Source organism: bacterium 336/3 (genome assembly GCA_001281695.1).
Lineage (GTDB): Bacteria > Bacteroidota > Bacteroidia > Cytophagales > Thermonemataceae > Raineya.
Window position 1 is genome coordinate 725209 of sequence record LJIE01000001.1, and the last position, 25192, is coordinate 750400.

The 25192-nt window shown below is 32.8% G+C and carries 23 protein-coding genes and 2 tRNA genes; 10 read left to right on the top strand and 15 right to left on the bottom strand.

Translation table 11 applies throughout. The annotated features are described in order from the left end of the window. Nucleotides 1-4: 4 nt before the first annotated feature. Genes AD998_03435 through AD998_03460 form a run of 6 tightly spaced genes read right to left on the bottom strand, consistent with a single transcriptional unit; the run spans nt 5 to nt 5368 of the window. Nucleotides 5-631 (bottom strand): polysaccharide deacetylase, encoded by a 627-nt coding sequence (locus AD998_03435; protein ID KOY88033.1) that lies wholly within the window; start codon nt 629-631, stop codon nt 5-7. 1 nt (nt 632) lies between these two features. Then, entirely contained in the window at nt 633-1838 is a 1206-nt protein-coding gene (locus AD998_03440) for a hypothetical protein (protein ID KOY85332.1), read from the bottom strand. Next, nucleotides 1838-3106, bottom strand: a complete 1269-nt coding sequence (locus AD998_03445; GenBank protein ID KOY85333.1) for a peptide ABC transporter permease — start codon at nt 3104-3106, stop codon at nt 1838-1840. The genes AD998_03440 and AD998_03445 overlap by 1 nt, the downstream gene beginning before the upstream one ends. A gap of 4 nt (nt 3107-3110) precedes the next feature. Next, on the bottom strand, nt 3111-3365 hold the full coding sequence (locus tag AD998_03450) for a hypothetical protein (protein KOY85334.1): 255 nt from the start codon (nt 3363-3365) through the stop codon (nt 3111-3113). Between the two features lie 18 nt (nt 3366-3383). After that, nucleotides 3384-4505 carry a hypothetical protein gene (locus AD998_03455; GenBank protein ID KOY85335.1) on the bottom strand — a complete coding sequence of 374 codons (1122 nt, stop codon included), beginning with the start codon at nt 4503-4505 and terminating at the stop codon, nt 3384-3386. Beyond that, on the bottom strand, nt 4505-5368 hold the full coding sequence (locus tag AD998_03460) for a hypothetical protein (protein ID KOY85336.1): 864 nt from the start codon (nt 5366-5368) through the stop codon (nt 4505-4507). The genes AD998_03455 and AD998_03460 overlap by 1 nt, the downstream gene beginning before the upstream one ends. Before the next feature lie 116 nt (nt 5369-5484). On the opposite strand from AD998_03460, the gene AD998_03465 reads away from it, so the two are divergent. The 3 genes from AD998_03465 to AD998_03475 are packed head-to-tail and all read left to right on the top strand — an operon-like array spanning nt 5485 to nt 8341. Beyond that, on the top strand, nt 5485-6249 hold the full coding sequence (locus AD998_03465) for a hypothetical protein (GenBank protein KOY85337.1): 765 nt from the start codon (nt 5485-5487) through the stop codon (nt 6247-6249). An 11-nt stretch (nt 6250-6260) separates the two neighbouring features. Next, complete coding sequence (locus AD998_03470; GenBank protein KOY85338.1) at nt 6261-6836, top strand: hypothetical protein; 576 nt, start codon at nt 6261-6263, stop codon at nt 6834-6836. Beyond that, on the top strand, nt 6836-8341 hold the full coding sequence (locus tag AD998_03475; GenBank protein KOY85339.1) for a hypothetical protein: 1506 nt from the start codon (nt 6836-6838) through the stop codon (nt 8339-8341). Before AD998_03470 ends, AD998_03475 begins: the two co-directional genes overlap by 1 nt. Before the next feature lie 35 nt (nt 8342-8376). Here the strand turns inward: AD998_03475 and AD998_03480 are convergent, their stop codons facing one another. The 4 genes from AD998_03480 to AD998_03495 form a co-directional block, all read right to left on the bottom strand. Further along, the gene (locus AD998_03480) at nt 8377-10164 is read right to left on the bottom strand and encodes a 30S ribosomal protein S1 (GenBank protein ID KOY85340.1); all 1788 of its coding nucleotides are present in this window, start codon (nt 10162-10164) and stop codon (nt 8377-8379) included. A gap of 169 nt (nt 10165-10333) precedes the next feature. Then, nucleotides 10334-11482, bottom strand: a complete 1149-nt coding sequence (locus AD998_03485; protein ID KOY85341.1) for a cysteine desulfurase — start codon at nt 11480-11482, stop codon at nt 10334-10336. Nucleotides 11483-11602: 120 nt separating this feature from the next. Beyond that, nucleotides 11603-12880 (bottom strand): C4-dicarboxylate ABC transporter, encoded by a 1278-nt coding sequence (locus AD998_03490; GenBank protein KOY85342.1) that lies wholly within the window; start codon nt 12878-12880, stop codon nt 11603-11605. A 37-nt stretch (nt 12881-12917) separates the two neighbouring features. Continuing rightward, the gene (locus AD998_03495; protein KOY85343.1) at nt 12918-13526 is read right to left on the bottom strand and encodes a hypothetical protein; all 609 of its coding nucleotides are present in this window, start codon (nt 13524-13526) and stop codon (nt 12918-12920) included. Nucleotides 13527-13663: 137 nt separating this feature from the next. Here AD998_03495 and AD998_03500 point away from each other — a divergent pair, with 137 nt between their 5' ends. The 3 genes from AD998_03500 to AD998_03510 all read left to right on the top strand — a co-directional run bounded on the left by AD998_03500 (nt 13664) and on the right by AD998_03510 (nt 15624). Further along, a complete protein-coding gene (locus AD998_03500; GenBank protein ID KOY85344.1) occupies nt 13664-15301 on the top strand; it encodes a hypothetical protein in 1638 nt (545 codons plus the stop codon). Nucleotides 15302-15417: 116 nt separating this feature from the next. After that, nucleotides 15418-15502, top strand: a tRNA-Ser gene (locus tag AD998_03505). Between the two features lie 44 nt (nt 15503-15546). Then, nucleotides 15547-15624: transfer RNA gene (locus tag AD998_03510), tRNA-Pro, on the top strand. A gap of 117 nt (nt 15625-15741) precedes the next feature. Here AD998_03510 and AD998_03515 read toward each other — a convergent pair. From AD998_03515 to AD998_03530, 4 genes are read right to left on the bottom strand one after another with little or no spacing between them, the layout of a single operon-like run. Then, complete coding sequence (locus tag AD998_03515) at nt 15742-17223, bottom strand: (dimethylallyl)adenosine tRNA methylthiotransferase (protein KOY85345.1); 1482 nt, start codon at nt 17221-17223, stop codon at nt 15742-15744. Next, nucleotides 17168-17365: a hypothetical protein gene (locus tag AD998_03520; protein KOY85346.1), complete on the bottom strand. Its 198-nt coding sequence runs from the start codon at nt 17363-17365 to the stop codon at nt 17168-17170. The genes AD998_03515 and AD998_03520 overlap by 56 nt, the downstream gene beginning before the upstream one ends. After that, nucleotides 17343-19343: a peptidase M41 gene (locus AD998_03525; protein KOY85347.1), complete on the bottom strand. Its 2001-nt coding sequence runs from the start codon at nt 19341-19343 to the stop codon at nt 17343-17345. The genes AD998_03520 and AD998_03525 overlap by 23 nt, the downstream gene beginning before the upstream one ends. A 29-nt stretch (nt 19344-19372) precedes the next feature. After that, nucleotides 19373-19744 carry an iojap family protein gene (locus AD998_03530; protein KOY85348.1) on the bottom strand — a complete coding sequence of 124 codons (372 nt, stop codon included), beginning with the start codon at nt 19742-19744 and terminating at the stop codon, nt 19373-19375. A gap of 41 nt (nt 19745-19785) precedes the next feature. Here AD998_03530 and AD998_03535 point away from each other — a divergent pair, with 41 nt between their 5' ends. The 4 genes from AD998_03535 to AD998_03550 all read left to right on the top strand — a co-directional run bounded on the left by AD998_03535 (nt 19786) and on the right by AD998_03550 (nt 24210). Next, on the top strand, nt 19786-20574 hold the full coding sequence (locus AD998_03535; GenBank protein KOY85349.1) for a hypothetical protein: 789 nt from the start codon (nt 19786-19788) through the stop codon (nt 20572-20574). Nucleotides 20575-20632: 58 nt separating this feature from the next. Beyond that, a complete protein-coding gene (locus tag AD998_03540; protein ID KOY85350.1) occupies nt 20633-22834 on the top strand; it encodes a hypothetical protein in 2202 nt (733 codons plus the stop codon). Between the two features lie 75 nt (nt 22835-22909). After that, entirely contained in the window at nt 22910-23680 is a 771-nt protein-coding gene (locus AD998_03545) for a diaminopimelate epimerase (protein ID KOY85351.1), read from the top strand. After that, nucleotides 23680-24210 carry a hypothetical protein gene (locus AD998_03550; protein KOY85352.1) on the top strand — a complete coding sequence of 177 codons (531 nt, stop codon included), beginning with the start codon at nt 23680-23682 and terminating at the stop codon, nt 24208-24210. Before AD998_03545 ends, AD998_03550 begins: the two co-directional genes overlap by 1 nt. Before the next feature lie 41 nt (nt 24211-24251). Here AD998_03550 and AD998_03555 read toward each other — a convergent pair whose 3' ends face one another. Next, nucleotides 24252-25067 (bottom strand): 3-methyl-2-oxobutanoate hydroxymethyltransferase, encoded by an 816-nt coding sequence (locus AD998_03555; GenBank protein KOY85353.1) that lies wholly within the window; start codon nt 25065-25067, stop codon nt 24252-24254. Between the last annotated feature and the right edge of the window lie 125 nt (nt 25068-25192).

Sequence of the window (25192 nt, forward strand, 5' to 3'; positions counted from 1 at the left end):
TTTTTTAGTATAATTTTTCAAACATAAACCCTTTTTCACTAAAATACTCTAAATATCGAGGAAGGGTATATTCTATATTCTTGGTAGCTTTTATATTGTCATGAAAAACAATTAAGCTACCATTTTGTGTATAGTTGATAGAGTTTTTTAGGCAATTTTCTGGACTGATAGTTTGGTCAAAATCATAAGAGAGTACATCCCACATCACAATTTGATGCTCTTTGATAATATCTTTTCTTAGGTTGAAAGAAAGTTTACCATAAGGGGGGCGAAAGAAATTGCTTTTTGCTCCCTGATTTTCAATTTCTTGTTTACACAATTCTATATTTTCCAAATAAACTTTCTTGTCTGTTTTCCATGCATTGAGATGGTTGTATGTATGATTGCCTATTTGGTGTTCATTTTTTATAATATCCTGAAAAATAGTAGAATACTTTCTAATATTATCTCCAACACAAAAAAATGTAGCTTTAGCTTTGTATTGTGTTAGTAAATCAAGAATAAAAGGGGTAAGCTCTGGAATAGGACCATCATCGAACGTTAAGTAAATGGTAGGTGTGGTTTGAGGTTTTTTCCAGATAAATGAAGAAAAAATGCGTTGAAGAGTATCAGGTGTTTTATGATAACGCATATTAAGTATTAATTTTACAAGAAAGGAAAGTAATGTCATCAGGATATGCCATTTCTTGTTTAAAATGATTGATTTCGGCTATAATCTGACTATGAAATACTTCTAAATCTTTTTGAGAGTATTTTTGTAAACATTTGGCAATTCTTTCTTCTCCAAACTGTTCATCATCAGCATCTATGATTTCCGATAAACCATCCGTATAAGCAAAAATAAAAAAATCATCTCTCAAGATAATCTGAGCCTCTGTAATAAAAGGTAAAGGACTAAATATACCTAAGACAGTTGTTCCTTGATCAAGGCGTTGTAAATGATTTTGATAAGATAAAAATGGAGGGTTATGCCCTGCATTGATATAGCTAAATTGTTGATTACTATATTGATAAGTCGCTACAAAAAAGGTAATGAAATTTTCGCCTTGAGCATTTTGTAATACTTGATAATTGAGTTCTTCAACAATTTCCTTAAGATTATCTGTTTGTCGAGCCAATGTTCGTAAAGAAGCCTGAAAATTTGCCATCATCATGGCTGCAGCAATACCTTTGCCAGAAACATCAGCGATACAAAGCAAAAATTTATCTTTAGACATTTCAATAAAGTCATAATAGTCACCACCTACAGAGGAGTGGGGTGCATACCAAGCTGAAATTTGTAATTTTTCTGTATTAGGTAAATCTTTTGGACAAAGTCTTTGTTGCACTTTGGCTGCAATATCCAGCTCTTTTCTTAAGGCCTCCTGTTCTAATTGTTTTTGAGCTAATTTTTTATTTTCAATAGCTACAATTAAAATATTAGTAAGTGTTCGAATAAAATCGGCATCTACATCACCACCATTCATCCCTGATGCAAATACAAAAGCTAAAGGATTGGCTTTATGAAAAATAGGAATTACTATTTCAAAATCAGAAAATATATCATTAAAAATACTTTCAGAAAGTGTAGATACATTTTGTGAAGCTTGTAAGGTAATGTTAGAAAATACATCTGAAGAAGTAGTGTTTTTACTTCCAAAACTTGTTTTACAGTTCCATACACCAAAATCATTTACCCATAAAGACATTTTACTAATACTAAGGTTACCCCGAAGTGTAAAATTATAAATACGATACAAGAAATCCTCTGCCATGTTATTGTTAATGGCTTGAGTAACTTCTAATAACGAACTTAGAGCTAACTCTTTTCTTTGTAGTAATGATTCTGTTGAAACCATTATTTTACAAGGGTTTTAGGATCATAAGCATCACGTAGACCATTTCCTAGTAGATTAAACGCTAAAACCATAATACTAATTGCTAAACTTGGGTAGAAAATCATATGGAAGCCGTTTGCTGAACCAATATAATTTTTACCTTCATAAACCATCATTCCCCAAGAAGGCATAGGTGGTTGAGCTCCTAAACCTAGAAAGCTTAAGCCTGCTTCTGTAAGAATCGCAGAAGCAAAATTAGAGCTAATAACAACAATCAGAGGACCAAACAAATTGGGTAAAATATGTCTTGTAACAATTCTGAAATTCCCTAAGCCCAAAGCTCTTGACGCTTCTACAAATTGCTTTTCTTTGATAGACATAATTTCTCCACGCACCAAACGAGCTATATCTACCCATGTTGTAAGCCCTACGGCAATAAAAGCAACCCAAATACCTCTACCTAATGCTAAACTAATCGCAATAACAAGCATGATTTGAGGAATGGACCATACTACTGTCATAAACCAAGTAATGATATAGTCTATTTTTCCACCTAAAAAACCAGCTAATGAACCCAAACTTACCCCCACAAGTACCGAAATAAGTACAGCAACTAAACCAATACTTAATGAGATACGTGTTCCGAAAATTAAACGGCTTAGCATATCTCTTCCTTGTTTATCTGTTCCCAGCCAATAAGTTCTTTCTTCTATATCATATTTTTCAAATTCTTTGATGAGGTCTGAAGAAGATATTTTTTCTATTTTTCCTTCATAATTTACATAAATCACATAATTATCTTTTGTAAGAAATAAGGAATTATTGGTTGCTTGGGCAGCCTCTTTAATGGAATTCACATCTCCCACAAATAAAGACTTTACAGCTGAAATAACAGGTATCTTTTGTTCTTTAATCCCTCCAAAAACCTTATAAGAAACAGTCAAATCTTGTTCATTAATTTTATAACTTTCAATAGGAATAATAGTGTATTCACTGGGAACACCTGTAATCAATTTCTCTACAAATGTTGGAGTATGAATAGGAATATTCTTGTGTTTTTTCAATATTTTAGCTTTAAACCCTGGGGGTTTAATTTGTATATGAGGATTTCCATCATCAGCATTAGGAGTATTGTCAGGCATAATCAAATAACCTAAAAAAGCAATAATCACAGCAATTACAACTACTCCCAAACCTATTACAGCTGAAATATTTCTAAAGAAACGTTTCCTAACATAATATGAGGGTTTATAAACGATATCTACTTCTTTCTCTTGTACAGTTTGCATAAAATTATCGACTGTTATGGGCTAATAAGCCTTCTTTGGTAGCTAAATATTGATATAAAGTATATTTTTCTTCAAATTGCTTGGTATCTATAGTAACTTCTGAATAACGGTCTGAGAAACACTTCACCCAGCCCTTATCAATCATATCTTTCAATACATTTTTCAATGTATCTTCATCTAAACCTAACTCATCTTGAACTTTCTTAAAGCTTTCTACAAAATAAAGCTGGTCTAATACTTCAAATTCTAAGTTAGTCATAGTAAAAAATCAGATATTTTAAATAAAATGTGTTCTGCCTTTCCAAATATAATTTTTTTTTCTTGAAAATAAAGCAAATACCAACACATAAAAAGGATACACAACAAAAAGAAGAGGTATCCAACATAATAACCAAATTTGCTTTAAACTAGATAATATCCAAGCCAAAAATACAAATTCTATACTAAACTTCAAACCAATTAAAACCCAAATTATATTATTGGATATCAAAAAAGGCGAGAAGTAGAGAAATACAGATAATAAATTGATAAGAAATATGAATAAAGCTAATACTTTTGGAGCCCAATTTTGGTAATGTTCCCATTTACTTGCCCATCTTTTGCGTTGTTCAAAAAAAGACTTCCAATTGTAATGTGGTGTTGTAGAAACAGTTACATTGTTAGATTTATTAAATTTTACTTTTTGAGGATATACTTTAGCAAATTTATGCATTAAAAACTCGTCATCCCCAGAGGCAATATTCTCAGAGCCTTTAAACCCATCTAATTCTTCAAAAATAGTTTTTTTATAAGCAATATTTGCCCCATTACACATAGTAGGTGCTTGCAAACCAATACACCCTGCCCCTGAACCTATCAGACTAGAAAATTCTAAAGCTTGCATTTTTTGAAATATACTTTGTGTAGGCAAAAACTTAACAGAAGAACTTATGAAATAAGCATCTGTTTGTTCGTAAAATGAAGCGATGCCTTGTAACCAAGTAGATGGAAGCCTACAATCAGCATCAGTACAAATAATTAGCTCGCCTTTTGCTTGTTTAATAGCTTGGCTAATACCTCTTTTTTTAGGAGAGATGATTTCTTGAAAAACATTGTTTGTAAGGATGTTAGCACGAATAAAACTGTTTTCTAAGAATTTTCTTATGGTTTTAGTACTATCATCTTCAGAAAAGTCATCGATAAAAATCACTTCCCATAAAGTTTTATCTAATGTTTGTTTGTCTAAATCTTTAAGGATATAAGGTAAATTTAGAGCTTCATTTCTGAATACAACAATGACTGTAAGATTTGTGTGTGTGTTTTTGAGAAGTTTATAAGAGGGCATTGTTATCCAAATGATAGAAAAAAGAATAACAAGGATAAAATAGATTGAAAAGAAGAAAAGAAATACCCAAAACATCAAATTACACGCAATTTTAGCTCTTTAAGAAAATCAGAAATAGCTTTTTGATAAGTTTTGATATTTTTATTTTTAAGGTCTTTACTTTTATCTTTTAAATTGACTAATCTTTTCTGTATACTTCCCGATTTTTCAAATAATTGTTTGGTATGTTGATTAGGATAAGTATCATCTCTTTCCATATAAACAAATAAAGAGGGAATGGAAACTTCTTTGATATAATCATGAACATTAAACTGTTCTTCAACCAAATAACTAACTATCAAAATAGGATATAAATCTTTTAAAAAATTTTGAATAGACGTAATACCATTTTCAATAATTAAACCAGCTACTTGCATTTCTTTAGCCAATTTAGAAGCTGGGTATGCCCCTACACCTTCTCCATATACTATAATATGGTCATAAGGTACACTGCTCTTGGTAACTAAATAGTTATATGCCATCAATGCTGACTGATACATTTTTTCGGAAGAAGCTATTTGTTTACTACCTTCTTGTGTAATATAATTGAGTGTAAGAATATTGATACCTAAATTATTCCATGTTTTATAACGCCACAAATTTGACTCGGAATAATACATGTTATTTGTACCATGTAAGTGGATTATCCAAATGTTTTTGTCAGAATCAGAGGGTAAAATACAAGCACTGGTATTGCCATAACTACCAGTAAGTTCTATTTTTTCATAAGTAAGTTGTAAACCTACAAGTTTATCACCAAAAAAATAGTAAGGATCATCTTTTACAATAGGAAAAGAGAGATAAGAATGCTTTTTATATAGCCAAAAGTTCGAAAACAAATAAGCTAATAGTAAAATGGAAGCTATGATGATAGTAATTTTCCTAATGGGGAAATTCATGGTAAAAGCTATCTAAACCTAATAAAAGTTTTGGCGAATATATAAATATTCAGGTTAACTTTCTAATATTTTAGATGAACTTTCTTATCTTGCATTATAAAAATGTCTTTTATATTATGAATATCATAGAGAAAATACAGGTAAAAATTGAAGAAAACAGTGATATACCATTTGAAATTAGATATTCATTGAAAAATAATCTCTATGATATAGATTTTATATCACAAGAGTCTGCAATGCCTGTTTGTGATGTTTTTTTCGATTATATTAATCAGAGTGAAGTAACAGAATATATTGGTAGCCTAAATCTTTATTCAGAAGATGAGGGGATTAATGGTACAAATAACTGGGATTTGGCCAAATTAGGAGGAAAACCTAAAAACATTTTTAAGAATCTTAAAAAATTAGTTTTTCCTTTGAATACAACGAATCATAATCGAGTGATTATCACAGGTAATGACGATTATGAAGAGAATGGTATCATTGGGCAGGTAATGAAGAAAATGCCAGTATTAGAATATTTACAACTGCCATCAGCACCCTCTAATAACTTTTTTGAACAAAAATTATCTATCATCCATTTAAAAATACAAACAGGTTTTGCACATCAAAATTTTATTGAAAATTTAGCAAAAACAAGTGTTTTTGAGCATTTGGAGACTTTAGAGTTTTGGGATTATTCAGAGTTTTATATGGAAAATTATGAACAATATTGTACACCTTTAGAGGCTTATATCCAATTATTTGGTTCTACTCATTTACCAAAACTCAAAAAAGTAATTTTACATAATACTCTTTTAAGCAAAGAAATTCAGCAAAAACTCGAATCTTTACCTTTATATTTGCAACTCGAAATTTTTTTAGTGATTAATAAATCTTAAAATATAGAATAGTGATCATAATTGGAAATACATATCTTTCAGATGATATAGCTGAAAAAATGTTTGTCTGCGATTTGGAAAGATGTCAAGGAGCTTGTTGCGAAGAAGGTGATTTAGGAGCACCTCTAGAGTTGTATGAGCTACCTATTCTGGACGAAGTTTTTGAAGCAGTAAAACCTTATATGTCAGATATAGGTAGAGAAACTGCTGAAAAACAAGGATTATATATTTTAGATAGTGATGGAGACTTTTCTACCACTACAGTAGGAGGAAAAGAATGTGTTTTTGCAAAAAAAGACGAAAAAGGGCATTGGAAATGTAGTATTGAAAAAGCTTATCTAGAAAATAAAATACATTTTCATAAACCTATTTCATGTCATTTGTATCCTATCAGAATAAGTCAGTATGCTGAATATGATGCTCTTAATTACCATCAATGGCATATTTGTTCACCAGCTTGTACACTTGGAGAAAAATTAGCGGTTCCTGTTTATCAATTCTTAAAAGCACCTTTAATTCGTAAATATGGAGAAACTTGGTATAAAGAATTGGTTACAATAATTGAAGAAAGAGAAAAGGATTTATAATGGGAATTGTTGTTAGACAAAGTTTAAAAGCCAGTTTTGTTTCTTATATTGGAGTAGGTTTAGGGCTGATCAATAATCTGTTTATTTCCACTAAAATACTCACTCCCGAACAGTTAGCAATTAACCGATTACTGCTAGAAAACAGCCTTGTATTTGCTTGTTTTGCTCATTTAGGGACTCCTTTCATTTTAGACAAATTTTTTATTCACTTTAAAAACCAAGAAAAAAAGCATGATGGTTTTTTAGGTTTTTTATTATTTATCTCATTGATTGGAGTAGGCTTATTTTCATTAATATACATTTCCTTTCGAGAACCTATAGCAGATTACTTTCGCTTAAAATCTCCTCAAATTATAGATTATCATTTTTTTAGTTTACCTCTTACAGCCTTTTGGGTGTATATGATTGTTTTTGAGGCTTATAGTAGAAATAATTCTCGTATTGCTATTCCTGCTGCAATTAGAGAAATCTTCTTAAAAAGTTTCAATATAGGGATTGTATTGATTTATGGATTAGGTTGGATAAGCTTTGATTATCTGATTTATGGGATGGTATTCATGTACTTTTTAGCTGTCGTTATTCTTATTCTATATATTAAAAATTTAAAAAAACTTTTTTGGGGAATTAATTGGTCAATATTCAAGAGTGATTATTTTAAACCCATGATGATTTATGGTTTTTTTATTATTTTGGGTGGTCTGGGTGAAAATATTTTCAAATTTGTGGATAGAGTAATGCTTGCAGGGCAAGAAGGATTAGCACAAAGTGCCATTTTTATATTAGCTACTTTTATTGTAACCACTATCGAAATACCTAAAAAAGCTTTATCTCAAATCTCAATACCTATACTTTCAGAGGCTATTCAGACCAATAATGCAGGAAAATTAAATGAAATATACCATAAAGTAGCTTTACATCAGCTTATGGGAGGGGCATTTGTGTTTCTAGGGATTTGGTGTTGTATTGATGAACTTTTTATGCTTATCCCTAAAGGAGCAATTTATAGTGAAGGGAAATGGGTTGTTTTTTTCTTAGGTCTTACTACATTATTTAATTTAGCTTCAGGACTACGAGCAGAAGTGATAACCTATTCACATAGATATTATATTAGTAGCCTTTTGGTATTTATTTTTGTATTGGTAAATATCTTTTTAAATTATTGGTTGATAGATTTGTATAAAATAGATGGGGCTGCATATGCAACAACAATTTCTAGTATATTGTATATCAGTACACAAGTGTTTTATGTTTACTGGAAGTTTGGTATTCTTCCTTATCAAATAAAGCAATTGTATGTATTGGCTGTTGCTATAGCTATTTGGGCTGCTATGCTTTTATTGCCACAAGCTCAAAATATGTGGCAAGCTCTTTTTATACTAACTTTAAAAGCTGGATTGATAACAATTCTATACTTTACTGCTGTTTTGAAGTTGAAGATTTCTACAGAATTAAATAATCTTTATAAAATGGGACTTGATTTTATAAAGATGAAATTGGGTAAATAAAAAAGCCTCACAATTTAGTGAGGCTTTTTGTTATATTATTCTGCTGTTTCTTCTTCATCAGATTTTTTCTTTCTTCCACCCTTTTTCTTAGGCTTTTCTTCAGAAGAGATTTCAGCCATATCAGCTAAAGTTTCAGGAGCTACTGTAGACTCTTCTTCTTTAACTTTTTTCTCTTTCTTCTCTTTTTTCTCTTCAGTGTAAGTAGCTAAATGAGAAAGTGTAATTTTCTTATCAGCTTTTATAAATTCTACTACTTTGAAGTCTAAAGATTCACCTACTTCAGGTTGGCTACCATCAGCTTTCGTTAAGTTTTTGGTATTACAGAAACCTTCAATACCATAAGGTAACTCTAAAACAGCACCTTTATCAGTTTTTGCTTGGATTGTACATTTGTGTACTGAATCTTCAGTGAAGATAGTTTCAAATGTATCCCAAGGGTTTTCTTCCAATTGCTTGTGTCCTAAAGCCAAACGGCGATTTTCTACATCCAATTCCAATACTTTTACATCTAACTCATCACTAACTTTTACAAATTCAGAAGGATGTTTGATTTTCTTAGTCCAAGAAAGGTCAGAAACGTGAACCAAACCATCTACACCTTCTTCCAATTCTAAGAATAAACCAAAGTTAGTCAAATTGCGAACAGTACCTTTATGAGCTGTACCTACTGCATATTTGCTAATCATTTCTTGTTTAGTCCAAGGATCTTCAGTCAATTGTTTGATACCTAAAGACATTTTACGCTCTTCACGATCTAAAGTAAGCACAACAGCTTCAATTTCATCTCCGATTTTCAAGAAATCTTGAGGATTACGTAAGTGTTGAGACCAAGACATTTCAGAAACGTGGATAAGTCCTTCAACACCAGGCATAATTTCTAAGAATGCACCATAATCAGCTACATTTACAATCTTACCTTTGATTTTAGAACCAACATCAATACCAGCATCCAAAGATTCCCAAGGATGAGGAGTTAATTGCTTCATACCTAAAGATATACGCTTCTTATCATCATCAAAATCTAATACAGCTACACGTACTTTTTGGTCTAAAGAAAGCATTTCTTCAGGGTGAGTGATTCTACCCCAAGAAATATCAGTGATATGTAATAAACCATCAACACCACCCAAATCAATGAACACACCAAAGTTAGTCATATTCTTGATAACACCTTCAAGTACTTGACCTCTCTCTAGGTTAGCAAGGATTTGACCACGTTGCTCTTCTAAATCCTTCTCGATAAGGACTTTATGAGAAACAACCACGTTGTCATTAGTATAATTGATTTTAATAACTTTAACTTCCATTTTCTTACCAACGAAAATGTCGAAGTCACGGATAGGCTTAACATCTATTTGAGAACCAGGTAAGAAAGACTCGATACCAAAAATATCTACAATCAAACCACCTTTTGTTCTGCGTTTTACAAAACCTTCGATAATGGTGTCATTATCTAAAGCACTTTGTATTTTATCCCAAGCAGTCAAAATTTTCGCTTTCTTACGAGAAAGTTCAATTTGACCTGTTTGGCTTTCTTTTTTCTCAATGAAAACTTCAACTTGATCACCAGCTTTCAATTCTGGCATATCTCTAAATTCAGAACGAGGGACTAAACCATCAGCTTTGAATCCAACATCAATTACAACATCACGGTCTGTAATTGTAACTACTTTACCCATTACTACTTTACTTTCCTCAACATCATTCAATGTAGCATCGTACATTGCCATCAATTTTTTGTGTTCTTCTTTGGTATAAGAATTACCAAAGCCTTTGTTGCCTTCCAACAAATCCCAATTAAAATCTGCGTTTGATTTACTCATAATAACTTTGCCCTTTTTACATCAATCTTACGGGCATTAAGATTGAATTAGTGAAACATTATAAAAATAGGAACGCAAAGGTAGGCATTTCTTCCTGAAAGTCAAAACATTCTCTTAAAAGTTTTATATGAACTCTTGAGAGAATGTTTTAAATAGAAAAGTAAAGAATTTAAGCTATAGCTTTTTCCTTTTGATATAAATTAGCTAAAACATCTACAGCGAATGTAATATCTTCTTTGGTTGTAAAACGACTGAACGAAAACCTGACAGCAGGTCTGTTTTTGGGGCTGTCTAAAGCTTGTAAAACATGTGAACGAGACTCTGAACCAGAAGAACAAGCACTACCTCCAGATGCAGAAATACCTTTGATATCTAAGTTAAACAACAACATGTCATCATTTTCTGAGGGTGGTAAACTCACATTCAATACTGTATATAAACTATTTTCTAAATCATCACTCATGCCATTGAAAGCTATGTCCTCAATCTTATCCTTCAATGATTTCATCATATAAGCTTTCAACTCTTTTATATGACGCTCATGTCCACTCATATCTTCATAAGCAAGTTGTAAAGCTTTTGCCAATCCAATAATTCCAGCTACATTTTCTGTACCTCCACGCATATTTCTTTCTTGTGAACCTCCTGTAATATAGGCATTTATCTTAGATTTGTGATTGATATACAAAAAGCCAACTCCTTTAGGACCGTGAAATTTGTGGGCTGCCCCCACAACATAATCAACTTTGGTATTTTTCAAATCATGTTTATAATGCCCCATGGTCTGAACTGTATCCGAATGGAAGTATGCTCCATATTGTTTACAAAGCTCACCAACTTGGGTTAATGAAATTAAGTTGCCAATCTCATTATTTCCATGCATCAAAGAAACTAACGCTTTGGGGTGTTGTTGGAGTAAGGTTTCTAAATTAGATAAGTTAATACATCCTTTTTTATCAATTTCAACTAAATGTAATTGAGCTTTGTGATGATGAGCAAGTTCTTCAGCTGTATGTAAAACAGCATGATGCTCCAAAGGAGATGTAATGATATGTTCTAACTGATAAGTTTCCAATGCTCCATGAATAGCACTATTATCGGCTTCTGTACCTCCAGAAGTGAAAAATATTTCAGAAGGGCTTGCATTTAATAACTCAGCAACAATTTTTCTGGCTTTTTCAATTTCTGCCCTTACCTGCCTACCATGCCAATGAATAGAAGATGGATTACCAAAAAAATCTGTCAAATAAGGCATCATAGATTCTACAACAGCTTTGTCAATAGGAGTGGTAGCTGCATTGTCCAAATAAACTCTCATAAACCTTTCAATTTTTCAGCAAAGATAAGACTTTCTAAGAGAATAAACAACGCTAAAAAAAGAAGAGATTACCTAAACTTAGGTAATCTCCTTTAATGTGAGCTATACACAACAAATCATCTAAGATTCTATACTGGGGTTTCCTTCTGTCAGTTCGCCTTCCCATTTACTTACAGCAGTAGTAGCCAAAGCATTACCTACTACGTTGGTCATGCTTCTAAACATATCACAAAAATGGTCAATGGGTAAAATAAGAGCAACACCCTCTGGTGGAATATTAAACATAGCACAAGTAGCTAAAACTACTACCAAAGAGGCTCTCGGAACACCTGCAATCCCTTTACTTGTGAGCATCAATACCAATAACATAGTAAGTTGAGTACCTATATCTAAATAATGGGGATGTGAGGGCAAGTGCATACCATAAGCTTGGGCAATGGCAAGACTGGCAAAAGTCATATACATCATGCTTCCATCCAAATTGAAAGAATAACCCAATGGAAGTACAAATGCCACAATTTTATCTTTACAACCAAATTTTTCTAACTCTTGTGTAAGTTTTGGAAATACAGCTTCGCTACTTGTTGTGCTAAATGCAATAAGGAGTGGACTTCCGATGGCTTTCATGAGTTCTGTCATACGTTTACCAAGTATCAAATAACCCACACCCAACAGAACAGCCCACAAAACAGCAATGCCTATCAAAAAATAAGCAAAATAAATGATATAAAACTCAAAAATGCCTAAACCTTTAGAAGCTACCACTGCCGATAATGCCCCAAAAACACCAATAGGAGCAAAATTCATCACATAACCAACCATTTTTAAAATGATATGACTAAAAGCATCCAAAGCTTTAATAATAGGCTTGGCTTTTTCGCCCATACTTGCAGCAGCTACACCAAAGAAAATACTAAAAACTAAAATCTGTAAAATTTCATTGGTAGCCATTGCCTCAGCAATACTTTTCGGAAAAATATGTTCTACAAACTTTTGTAGAGAAAACGTTTCTCTTTTATCCATCAAATCTTTTAGGGAAGCATTATCTGCTTGATTCAACTCTATGAACTTGCCAGGCTCTAAAATATTCACAAGTATCATACCTATCAAAAGTGACATCAAACTTGCTGAAACAAACCATAGCAAAGATTTGCCACCTACACGCCCTACAGTCTTCAAATCGCCCAATTTGGCAATACCTACTACCAACGTACTAAATACCAAGGGGGCGATAATCATTTGTACCAGACGGATAAAAACAGAACTTAAAAGTTTAATGTTTTTAGAAAACTCTGTGATAACGCTCTCAGTGGCACGAATATGTATCACATAACCGCAAGCAATGCCCAAAAGCATTGCAAAAATGATATAAAAAGTAAGTTTATTCTTTTTAAACATATTTTTAGTTGAAAATAATTTAAAAATAAAATTTAGTTTAAAGACTGCTCCAAGATTTAATAAGAGCTAAAAATTCATTTTGAAGTGTTTGAGTTTTATCTTTGGCGTACCAACCATGTACTATATCATGTATTTCATCAAAAGTTTTTCCTTCGGCTTTTGCATTGAGCATGAGCTCTTGTACTGGAGTTGGTCTTGGTCCCCATGTTCCTAGAGTAGTCAAATTTTCATCTAAACAAACCATTTTAGGTATAGAACGTCCTCCATTTGTTAAAAACATATCCATTACCTCTAAGTTTTCATCTCTTAAAAGTAGTTTGAGAGATATTTTGCCATTACTGGCTTCTGCAATTTTATGAATGGTAGGCAAATTCTGAGCGACATCTCCACACCAAGATTCTACCAAAATGAGCCAAATCCAATTTTTCTTCAAACTTTGTAGCTCTTGTTGTATATCTTCGGAAACTTGAGTAGTTTTTTCTATTCTTTGAATACGCTGAAAATTTAGTTTGGTAAGTTCCAAAACCCAAGGTTCATTATAATGAGGGTCTTGTGAGGTTGTTTTACCTTTTTCAAATAACTCATGAGCCATCTTCATGTAGTTTTCATAACTTAAAGAGGACTCTAAATGATGTTTTTCAAGCATTTCTTATATTTTTTCTTACAAACTTACAATTTTTGGGTTACTTTTTGTTGTTTTTGTTATAAAAAGTGTAAAAAGTTTTAGCCTCTACTAAATGGTATAAATTCTACTCCATTTTTCACATCAAATTTTTTATTACTATGAAAGGATTATCAAATATCCGAGCAGTTAGCTTGGTAGGGCTTTTTGTTGCCCAAATTTTAACAGGTTGTGGCAATCAACAACGTGAAACAGGTAATTACACAAAAAATGAAGTACAAAAGCAAGAATTAAGAGTTCCACAAGCTGAAGAGAGTGCAACGATGATGGATAAAGATGCTCCCAAAGAACCTGACCCACAGCATAAAACAGATGAATATAATAAAATAGAAGACAATCCTTTTAAATCTGCTCAAAAAGAGCCACTTTCTACATTTTCGATAGATGTAGATAATGCTTCATATAGCCAAGTAAGATATAATATCGAAAGAGGACAACTGCCTCAAAAAGATGTAGTTAGGATAGAAGAAATGATTAATTACTTTGATTATGATTATGAAGAGCCCACTGGAGAGCATCCATTTACTATCAACACTGAGCTAGCTTCATGCCCTTGGAATCCACAAAACAAACTTGTTCATATTGGTTTACAAGGTAAAAACTTGGATTATAGAAACCTCAAACCATCTAATTTGGTGTTTCTGATTGATATTTCAGGGTCAATGAATGATGAAAATAAACTACCTCTTGTGAAGAAATCAATGTCTATTTTACTCAATGAACTTTCAGATAAAGATAAAGTTTCTATAGTAGTCTATGCTGGTTCTGAAGGTCTGGCTCTTCCTGCTACCAAAGCAAGTGAAAAAGAGAAAATTATGGAGGCTTTAGACAATCTACAAGCAGGTGGTTCGACAGCAGGAGGGGCTGGTATCACTTTGGCGTATAAAGTTGCAGAAGAAAATTTAATTAAAGGTGGAAATAATCGTATTATTTTGTGTTCTGATGGCGATTTTAATGTAGGTGTAAGCTCTACTGCGGAACTTGTTAGAATGGTTGAAGAAAAACGAAAATTAGATATTTACTTGACTATCTGTGGTTTTGGAATGGGGAATTATAAAGATGGAAGATTAGAAGATGTAGCTAAAAATGCTAATGGAAACTATTTTTATATTGATAATCTTCAGGAAGCTCAAAAAGTATTTGCCAAAGAAATGAGAGCTAATATGTTTACCATTGCCAAAGATGTGAAAATTCAAGTAGAATTTAATCCTAAATGGGTTCAGGCTTATAGACTCATTGGTTATGAAAACAGAATAATGGCAAATGAAGATTTTAATGATGATAAAAAAGATGCTGGAGAATTGGGAGCAGGGCATACAGTGACAGCTCTTTACGAAATAGTACCTGTGGGCGTAAAAAGTGAATATGTTTCCAAAACGGACGATTTGAAGTACCAACAAAATCAACTTTCCAATCAATCACAAAGTAATGAATTGATGACAGTGAAATTCAGATACAAACCACTCAAAAAAGAAGAAAGCGTTTTAATTACTCAAGTAATTGGAAAAAATTCTCAGGATTGGGAGAGTACATCAGATAATTTCAGATTTTCGGCATCAGTGGCAAGTTTTGGAATGCTTTTGAGAGAATCGCCCTATAAAGGAAAAAGCAATTATGAACAAGTCCTTTCAATGGCAAGAGGTTCAAAGGGAAAAGATAATAATGGTTATCGCTCAGATTTTATACAAATGGTTGAAAGTGCCAAAATGTTAGAGAAGCAAATAGTCTCTAAAAGATAGCTAAAATAAACCTTCACTTTTGATTATCAGAGAATTAAATGCTTGTTTTGAAAAATATAGATAAAAAATTTGTGAATAGAAAAAAAGTGTCTATATTTGCAAACTCAAAACAGGAAGGAGAGATGCCTGAGCGGTTAAAGGAGCAGTTTGCTAAACTGTCATCGGGAGACCGATGCGTGGGTTCGAATCCCATTCTCTCCTCTTTTTTGGAAAAAAAATTTGGCAAAAGTTGCTAAAATAAAGTTCGGGGTGTAGCGTAGCCCGGTCATCGCGCCTGCTTTGGGAGCAGGAGGTCGCAAGTTCGAATCTTGCCACCCCGACAAAAGCCTTCAAAAAATCATTTTTGAAGGCTTTTTCTTTGTGAAAAAAATAGAATTTTCTCATAAAAAAGACTTGTTGATACCAACAAGTCTTTTTATTTTATAATGAGAGAGAGTATTTTATTCTACTGCATTACCAAATAAAGTAGCAGAATTACATTCATGAACCAATACATCTACATAATCACCTTTTTGATAGTTTTTCTTTGGGAAAATAATGACTTTATTAGCTGTATTCCTACCTTGTAAATGTTCTTGAGAACGTTTTGAGTAACCTTCTACCAATACTTTATGAACTTTGCCAATATCTCGTTGGTTACGCTCCAAAGAAAGTTTGTTTTGAACTGCTATAATTTCGCTTAATCTGCGTTTTTTAGTTTCTAAATCAATATCATCTTCTAATTTTTTTTCAGCAGGGGTACCTGGGCGTTCAGAATAATAGAACATATAAGAGAAATCATATTTTACAATTTCCATTAAAGAAAGTGTTTCTTGATGTTCTTCTTCTGTTTCTGTGCAGAAACCTGCTATCATATCTGAAGATATACCACAGTCTTCACCAATAATACGTCTGATAGCTGCGACTCTATCTAAATACCATTCTCTTGTGTAAGTTCTATTCATGATTTCTAGAACTCTTGTATTGCCACTTTGTACTGGTAAATGGATATATTTACAGATGTTATCATACTTTGCCATTGTATAAAGTACTTCATCTGTAATATCTTTAGGATGTGAAGTAGAAAATCTTACTCTGAGTTCAGGAGAAACAAGAGCCACTTTTTCAAGTAATTGAGCAAAATTTATGGTTTCAAGTCCTTCAAGATTTTCGCCTTTTTCAATAGCTTTCTGATAGGTTTTGAGAGAGATTAAATCTTCTCTATCAGTCCAGAAGTAAGAATCTACGTTTTGTCCTAAAAGTGTAACTTCCTTATAACCATTTTCAAAAAGATTTTTACACTCATCTATAATAGAATAAGGATTTCTGCTACGCTCACGACCACGAGTATAAGGTACAACACAGAAAGAACACATATTGTCACAACCTCTCATGATAGAAACGAAGGCAGTGATACCATTAGAGTTCAGTCTGACAGGACTAATATCTGCATAGGTTTCTTCTCTTGAAAGAAAAACATTGATGGCTTTGCTACCATCATCTGCTTGGTCAACCAATTTGGGTAAGTCTCTGTAGGCATCAGGTCCAGCTACAATATCAACCATTTTCTCTTCTTCTAATAGCTTGGTTTTCAATCTTTCAGCCATACAGCCCAATACTCCAATGAGCATTTCAGGGCGTTTTTTCTTTAAGGCATTGAGATGTTGTAATCTATGTCTGATTTTCTGTTCAGCATTATCACGAATGGAACAAGTATTGAGAAATATCAAATCTGCATTTTCAGGATTTGATGTTGTATCAAAGCCATTGTCTTGCATGACAGATGTGACAATCTCTGAATCAGAGAAATTCATCTGACAACCATAACTTTCGATATACAGTTTACGTTGTTTTCCTGTATTTTCTTCTTTAGAGATTTTTACAGTTTCACAAGCTTCGTTTTCTTGTTCTAAAATACCAATATCTTCGATTATTTGCTTCATATACAAATTGGTAGAGTTGTAAATTTAAGTCTGCAAAGGTACAAAAAACAATTAAAATATCCAATTTTTCTAAAAGACCATCAAAAAAGAAAGCCTCCAAAATTTTGGAGGCTTTGAAATTAGTTAGCTTCTGTATTGTCATTTGGAGAATCATCTTTTTCTAAAGAAATTTTCTCTTTTGTAAAAGCCTGATAAGTAGTTTCTTTTGCAAAAGGTCTTCTTCCTATGAGTTCTTGTAAATCAGCTTGATATAAAACTTCTTTTTTGAGTAGAGCTTGGGCTATCATTTCAAGTTCGCTGTAATGCTCTTGTAACAATGCTTTGGTTCTTTCGTAGGCATGGTCAATGATTTTTTTCACTTCTTGGTCTATAACCTCAGCAGTTGCTTCCGAATAGGGTTTTCCTAATGCAAAATCACCTTGAGGTTTAGAATCGTAAAAAGAAATATTTCCAATTTTTTCATTCATACCATAGACAGTAACCATGGCGTAAGCCATTTTGGTAATACGTTCTAAATCGCTTAATGCACCAGTTGAAATTTTTCCAAAAACCAATTCTTCTGCTGCTCTACCTCCCAAAGTCATACACATTTCGTCAATAAGCTGTTCTGTTTGGTAAAGGAACTGTTCTTTGGGTAAATATTGAGCATAACCTAAAGCGGCCACACCACGAGGAACAATACTTACTTTTACCAAAGGGTCAGCATGTTCTAAGAACCAGCCTGAAACGGCATGTCCTGCTTCATGATAAGCAACAATTCTCTTTTCGTCAGGAGAAATAAGTTTATTTTTCTTTTCAAGTCCTCCAATAACTCTATCAATAGCATCTTGGAAATCTTGCATATTTATTTCTTTCTTGTCGTGTCTTGCGGCAATCAGAGCTGCTTCATTACACACATTGGCAATTTCAGCACCTGCAAACCCTGGTGTTTGGGCAGCTAATTTCTTAGCATCAATATCTTTTCCTTTTTTGAGAGCAATAAGGTGAACTTTGAAAATAGCTTCTCTTCCTACCAAATCAGGTTTGTCAATACTAATTTGTCTATCAAAACGCCCTGGACGCAATAATGCAGAGTCTAACACATCAGGTCTGTTCGTAGCAGCAAGAATAATAACTCCTGAATCTGTACCAAAACCATCCATTTCTACAAGCAGAGAGTTTAGAGTATTTTCTCTTTCATCGTTGGCACCAGGCATAGAGCCTTTTCCTCTTGAACGACCAATTGCATCAATTTCATCAATAAAAATAATACAAGGAGCCTTTTCTTTGGCTTGTCTGAACAAATCGCGAACACGAGCAGCACCAACACCTACAAACATTTCCACGAAGTCAGAACCTGACAAACTGAAGAAAGGTACATTGGCTTCACCTGCTACAGCTTTGGCTAACAATGTTTTACCCGTACCTGGAGGTCCAATTAGTAAAGCACCTTTAGGGATTTTACCACCTAAATCAGTAAATTTCTTAGGATTTTTTAAAAAATCTACAATTTCTTTGATTTCTTCTTTGGCTTCATCCAATCCTGCAACATCATCGAAAGTGATATTTACTTTGTTTTCTGCATCAAAGAGTGTTGCTCTTGAACGCCCAATATTGAATATTTGTCCACCACCTGGTCCGCCTGCCATTCTACGCATCAGCATCCAAAATGCGAAAATAATTAAGAATAAGAAACCCCACTGAATCAACATTCCACCATAATTAGAACGTTCATCGAAGCGAAGACTTGCTCCATTTTTAATGATACTTTCACGATAAAGCTCAGTGAATTTATCTGCTGAGGGAATTCTAAACCAAAAATGAGGTCCTTTCATCACAACAGAATTTGAACGTTGTTTGAGCAAACTACCATACTTTTGGGTTTCTACGGCTTCTTTTTTGAGCGTGATTTCTGCCACTTTCTCATCAGCATATACCACCACTTCAGTAATATCTTTGTTGGTGAGCATCTCCTCAAACTTGTTTGGAGGAGTTTCGATAGCTGAATATGAACGACTAAAATACACTACACTAATCACTATGGCAATGAGTGTAAAGACCAACCACATTTGATAGTTGTTGGAATTGGGTACTTTAGGGATGTTTGGTTTATTCGGAAACGGACTTTTGTTATCGGACATATAGGCTGAATTAGTATTTCTAAATCTTTTTATTCAATATGAGTGATTTGTGCATCGCCCCACAATTCTTCTAAAGCAAAAAATTCTCTTTTACTTTTTTTGAAAACGTGGACGACTACATCAACGTAATCTAACAAAATCCATTCCTTATTTTGTCTACCTTCTTGATGCCATGGGTTTTCTTGCACGGTTTTATACACTTCATCCTCCACTGAACTTGCTATTGCATCTATCTGAGTATCAGATGTTCCACTGCAAATTACAAAGAAATCTACAATAGAAGAGCGTACCTTTCTCAAATCCATCAATACAATATTTTGTGCTTTTTTCTCTTGCATTCCTTTGACTATCAGGTTACAAAGATTTTCAGAGTTAATTTGTTGAGTCTTTTTTTGTTTCATTCTGTTTTTTGGGTACTTTGGTTGTTCGATATTGAAGTAAGATGCAAAATTACGAAAATTTTTCAAAAAAAATTAATACTTTATTTGTTGGTAAAGATTTACGGTATCTGCCATCTTGTCAGTCTACGAATTTTTACGCTTTAGATTTAGTACAAAATGACGATTATTTTGATGGAACAGTAGTTCTTACAGACTGTCAGACAGCTGGCAGAGGACAGCAGGGCAATACATGGGATACTGAGCCTTTTCAAAATATCACAACTTCTGTCATCTTTAAACCTCAGTTTTTAAATTTAAAAGAGCAATTTGAACTCAACATAGCTATAACTCTTGGTATCTATGATTTGTTAGAAGTTTTTGTACCCAATCCTGATTTATTGAAAATAAAATGGTCTAATGACTTATTGTATGATAGAAAAAAACTTTGTGGCATATTAATTCAAAATATTATATCAGGCAATACACTTAGTAAATCGGTGGTGGGTGTTGGTTTGAATATCAATCAAAAATCTTTTCAGTATCCACAAGCTACTTCTTTAAGTTTGATTACAGGGATAGACTATGAGTTGACTATATTGATTGAAAAATTATTGATAAATCTTGAGAAAAGATACTTGCAACTTAAACAGAAAAAGATAGAATTTTTAAGACAAGAATATTACAAACGATTATATGGTTTTGATGAAGAAAAATGGTTTTCTAAAGAAGGCAAATCTTTTGTAGGAAAAATTGTAGGTGTGGATCATTTAGGAAGGTTGCAAATTGACGTTTTGGGTGATTTAAAAGCATATCAGTTCAAGGAAATTCAATTTTTATTGGATAAAGTGTAATCTTTTTTATATTTTAGCACCAAGATTGCTTTAAATCTAAGACAAAATTTCTTACATTATGACTAAGATAGCTTTATGCCTCATGGCAATGTTAAGTTGCTTTCATCTTTTTGCACAAGACGTAAAGAAAGCAGATGAGGCTTTTGAACAAGGAAACTTTGAGCAAGCTCTACCTGTTTACCTAACACTTATTAAGAAAACACCCCAAGACCCTATTTTAAACTATAAACTGGGTGTTTGTTATATTAAATCTAAAGATGCACAAGAACAAATTAAATCTTTGAGTTTTTTAGAAACATCTAAAAATAAAATCAATGATCAAACTCCTAAAAGGGTTTATTATTATTTGGGAAAAGCATATCATTTACAACAACGATTTGATGATGCAATTACTCAATTTGAAGCTTTTAAGAAAAATGCTCCTGCTACAGATAAATTTCAGACAGAAAGCCAAAGGGCTATTGATGTGTCTAATTATGCTAAAACTATTATAGCAAAGCCTCTCCAAATGCCTATACAAAATTTGGGTAAGCCTATTAATACAGATGCTTCTGAATTTGCTCCACTTATTTCTGCTGATGAAAGTGTTTTAGCTTATACATTCTCTTCTTATAAAGAAAATGCAAAAGAACAGGTTTTTGTAGGAAAAAAGAAAAATTATGTTTGGGAGTCAGTAGCTCCTATTAATTTTAAAGCAAGCCAAAATGTAGGAACAGTAGGGCTTTCGCCTGATGGACAGAAAATGTTTATTTACATAGGTGAAGCCAATAATGTTGGTAGCATTTATAGTAGTAAACAAAATGTAAATGGCTGGGGTGTTCCAGAAAAATTAGGTGCTGAAGTAAATTCAGGCTATATGGAAAGTACTGCAAGTATCAGTGCTGATGAAAGTGTGATGTATTTTGCCTCAGACAGACCAGGTGGATATGGTGGGAAAGATATTTATAAAGTTGAACGTCAAGCAGATGGAACTTGGGGTAAACCTCAAAATTTAGGAGATGGCATTAATACACCTTACGATGAAGATGCTCCCTTTATTCATCCTGATAAAAAAACATTGTTTTTTACAAGTACAGGACATAATAGTATAGGAGGAAATGATATTTTTAAAACTACATTTCAAAATAATCAATGGGTAAAACCTGAAAATATGGGTTATCCTATCAATACAGTATTTAATGATGGTTATTTAGTGGTAACAGCCAATGGTAAGAAAGCTTATTTTTCTTCTGATAGACCTGGTGGAGCTGGAAAACAAGATATTTACTCGATTATTCTTCCTGATGATAAAAAAACAGCTCTGACAATGGTAAAGGGAAAAATTTTGGCGGGAACGCCTCCTATACCAGTAGAAGCTAAAATTAGAGTTGTAGATAAAGAAACACAACAGTTTTTAAAATATGTGTATAATCCTAATCCTCAAACAGGAGATTATTTGATGATTTTCCCTCCAGGTAAGAATTATGACATGATTATTACGGCAGAAGGTTATTTGCCTTATTTAGTAAATATTAACATTCCTAATCAAGATTATTTCCATGAGTTATATCAAGAAATTACACTCAAGAAAAAAATTGAAAATGGAAAGGAAGTAGGACAAGAAATTACCATCAAAAGTGATTTTGACCCTGAAAGAGATAATCCTAATAACTTTCAAGGAAGAGATTTAGATTTGTATGATATGATGGAGGATATTATTGAGTCTCAGGATAGTGTAGCTTTGAACTACCTTTTGGATGTTATTTATAAAAATAAAAATATAGATAATAAAGAAAACGGTGTAGCTGCAAAAGATGCTGTGCAAGTAACATATATGTACACTGATGATAAAGGACAGTTAAAACCTTATAAAGTTGGTAATGAAACCATTATGACACTTGAAAAAGTAGAAACAGACGATTATTCTGTAAATAGTGGTGAAATTATCCTCAATAAATCTTATACAGCTTATTTTGATAGTAAATCTACACAGCTAAATGCACGAGCCAAACAAGAAATGAAGCGTTTTGCTGATTATCTTAAACAAAAACCAAAAGTAGGAGTACAAATTTTGGGATATGCTTCATCAGAAGGACAAGCAAATGCCAATCAAAAACTTTCTGAGGATAGAGCCAAAGCAGTTTATGATTACTTTGTAAGTCAAGGTATTGATAAAAATAAAATTACATTTAAAGGTTTTGGAGGAAATGCTTCTCCTGACCCAGAAGCAGCCAAACGCCAAATGCGTAGGGCAGATTTGAAATTGATAGAACTCAAATAAAAAATAAAACGTTTAAAAAGACATCAATCTAACCCTTGTAAGTTCCACTTGCAAGGGTTTTTAAAATACTTATTTATGACACTTCAATTTTATAAATATCAGGGAACTGGCAACGATTTTGTCATGATTGATAACAGAAATCAGCAATTCCCTAAATCACAAGAAGTGATTGCTCATCTTTGTCACAGGCGTTTTGGAGTAGGTGCTGATGGTTTGATTCTTTTAGAAAATACTGAAGGCTACGACTTTAGAATGGTATATTATAATGCCAATGGCTTAGAAGGCTCTATGTGTGGAAATGGAGGCAGATGTACAGTAGCTTTTGCTAAATTCCTAAATGTTTTTGATACTAAAACTCGCTTTATGGCCGTAGATGGCGAACATGATGCCTTTTTAGAAAATGGTTTGGTGCATCTTAAAATGAAAGAAGTAGAGCATATTGAGAAGACAGACAGTTACTTTTTTATGGATACAGGCTCACCTCATTATGTAGAGTTTGTTGAAAATCTGAATCAGTACGAGGTTTTTGAAAAAGGGAAAGCTATTCGTTATAATGACCGTTTTAGAGAAAAAGGTACTAATGTGAATTTTGTGGAAGTATTGGATAAAAATGCCATACAAGTTCGTACTTATGAGAGAGGGGTAGAAGATGAAACCTACTCTTGTGGTACGGGCGTAACAGCTTCTGTATTAGCTTATTCATTGCAATACCAAACCAGCCCAGTACAAGTAAAAACGCTTGGAGGAGATTTACAGATTTCTTATGAAAAAGAAGGAAATTTATATAAAAACATCTACCTTATTGGGAAAGCAGAGCAAGTTTTTAAAGGAGAGGTGAATGTATAATGTTACCTAAAATACTTAAGGGAAGTTTTGATATATTTAAGTCAGAAAAAAAATGGATAAAATATTTAAAGAAAATAGGAGACTTAGCACATATAGACCATGATTTTCTAAGTCAAATATGTTGTGACCATTTTGAAAGATTTAATAATCGATTTCCCAAATTTGACTTGAAATATCATAAAATCATTCGAATAAAAAAGAATACGAGAGAAATATATGATTTTATTAGATATGATAGGAATGAAATAATTGATTTTTGGTATTTCCAAATAGATGATTTTTTGGAAAAAGGGAGTAGAGCTGATTATGAGATTATAAGCTATATAGCTTATAATAAAACATGGCATTTTCCTCCTGTTGTAATTGATGCAAAATTAGCAATAAAAATTGGTGTAGGTAGTTTTGGTAGTCCAATACATTTGATAGAAGGAACACATAGAGTGTCATTTTTACGGAGATTATATGAATTAAACCTAATCAAAGATGATGCAGAGCATGAACTTTTATATATAACAGAGATGGAAACCTAAGAAAGTAATTGTAGATAATAGCTTTCTTAGGTTTTTTAAGTTTAATATGATTCCTTATCATTAGGAAAATCCTTATTTTTTACGTCCTTGATATACTGATTGATACCTTGTGTCATGACTGTATGTAAATCGGCATAACGGCGTAAGAAACGAGGGCTAAAATCTTTATTGATACCCAACATATCGTGTAATACAAGTACTTGCCCATCAACATCTCCACCAGCACCAATGCCAATTACAGGAATGGTAATACTTTCAGCTACTCTTTTGGCTAATTGAGCAGGTATTTTTTCCAAAACTAAAGCAAAACAACCCAATTTATCAAGTAAGGCAGCATCTTCAAGAAGTTTTTGAGCTTCTGCTTCTTCTTTAGCTCTGACATTATATGTTCCAAATTTATAAATAGATTGAGGTGTAAGTCCTAAATGTCCCATAACAGGTATGCCTGCACTCAAAATTCTTGTAATAGATTCTGCAATTTCTGAACCTCCTTCCATTTTAATGGCATGTCCTCCAGACTCTTTCATAATACGAATAGCCGAAATCAAAGCTTCTTTTGAGTTACCTTGATACGAACCAAAAGGCATATCTACTACAACCAAAGCTCTTGTAACAGCTCTTACAACGCTTGAAGCATGGTAAATCATTTGATCTAAAGTAATGGGTAGCGTAGTTTCGTGTCCTGCCATAACATTGGAAGCACTATCACCCACCAAAATAATATCTATACCTGCTTCATCCACAATTTTTGCCATAGAAAAATCGTAGGCTGTGAGCATAGAAATTCTTTCCCCTTTGTGCTTCATTTCAAGGAGTTTATGGGTAGTTACTTTTTTTATTTCAGAATGAACAGACATAAGGAGCGATAAATTATGAGTGTATATTGATACAAATTTGGAGTGTTAAATTGAGTAAATTATCTTATTTATCCAAAAATTATCACAATTCTATATTTTTTGCTACGGGAAATTTCATAGTAAAA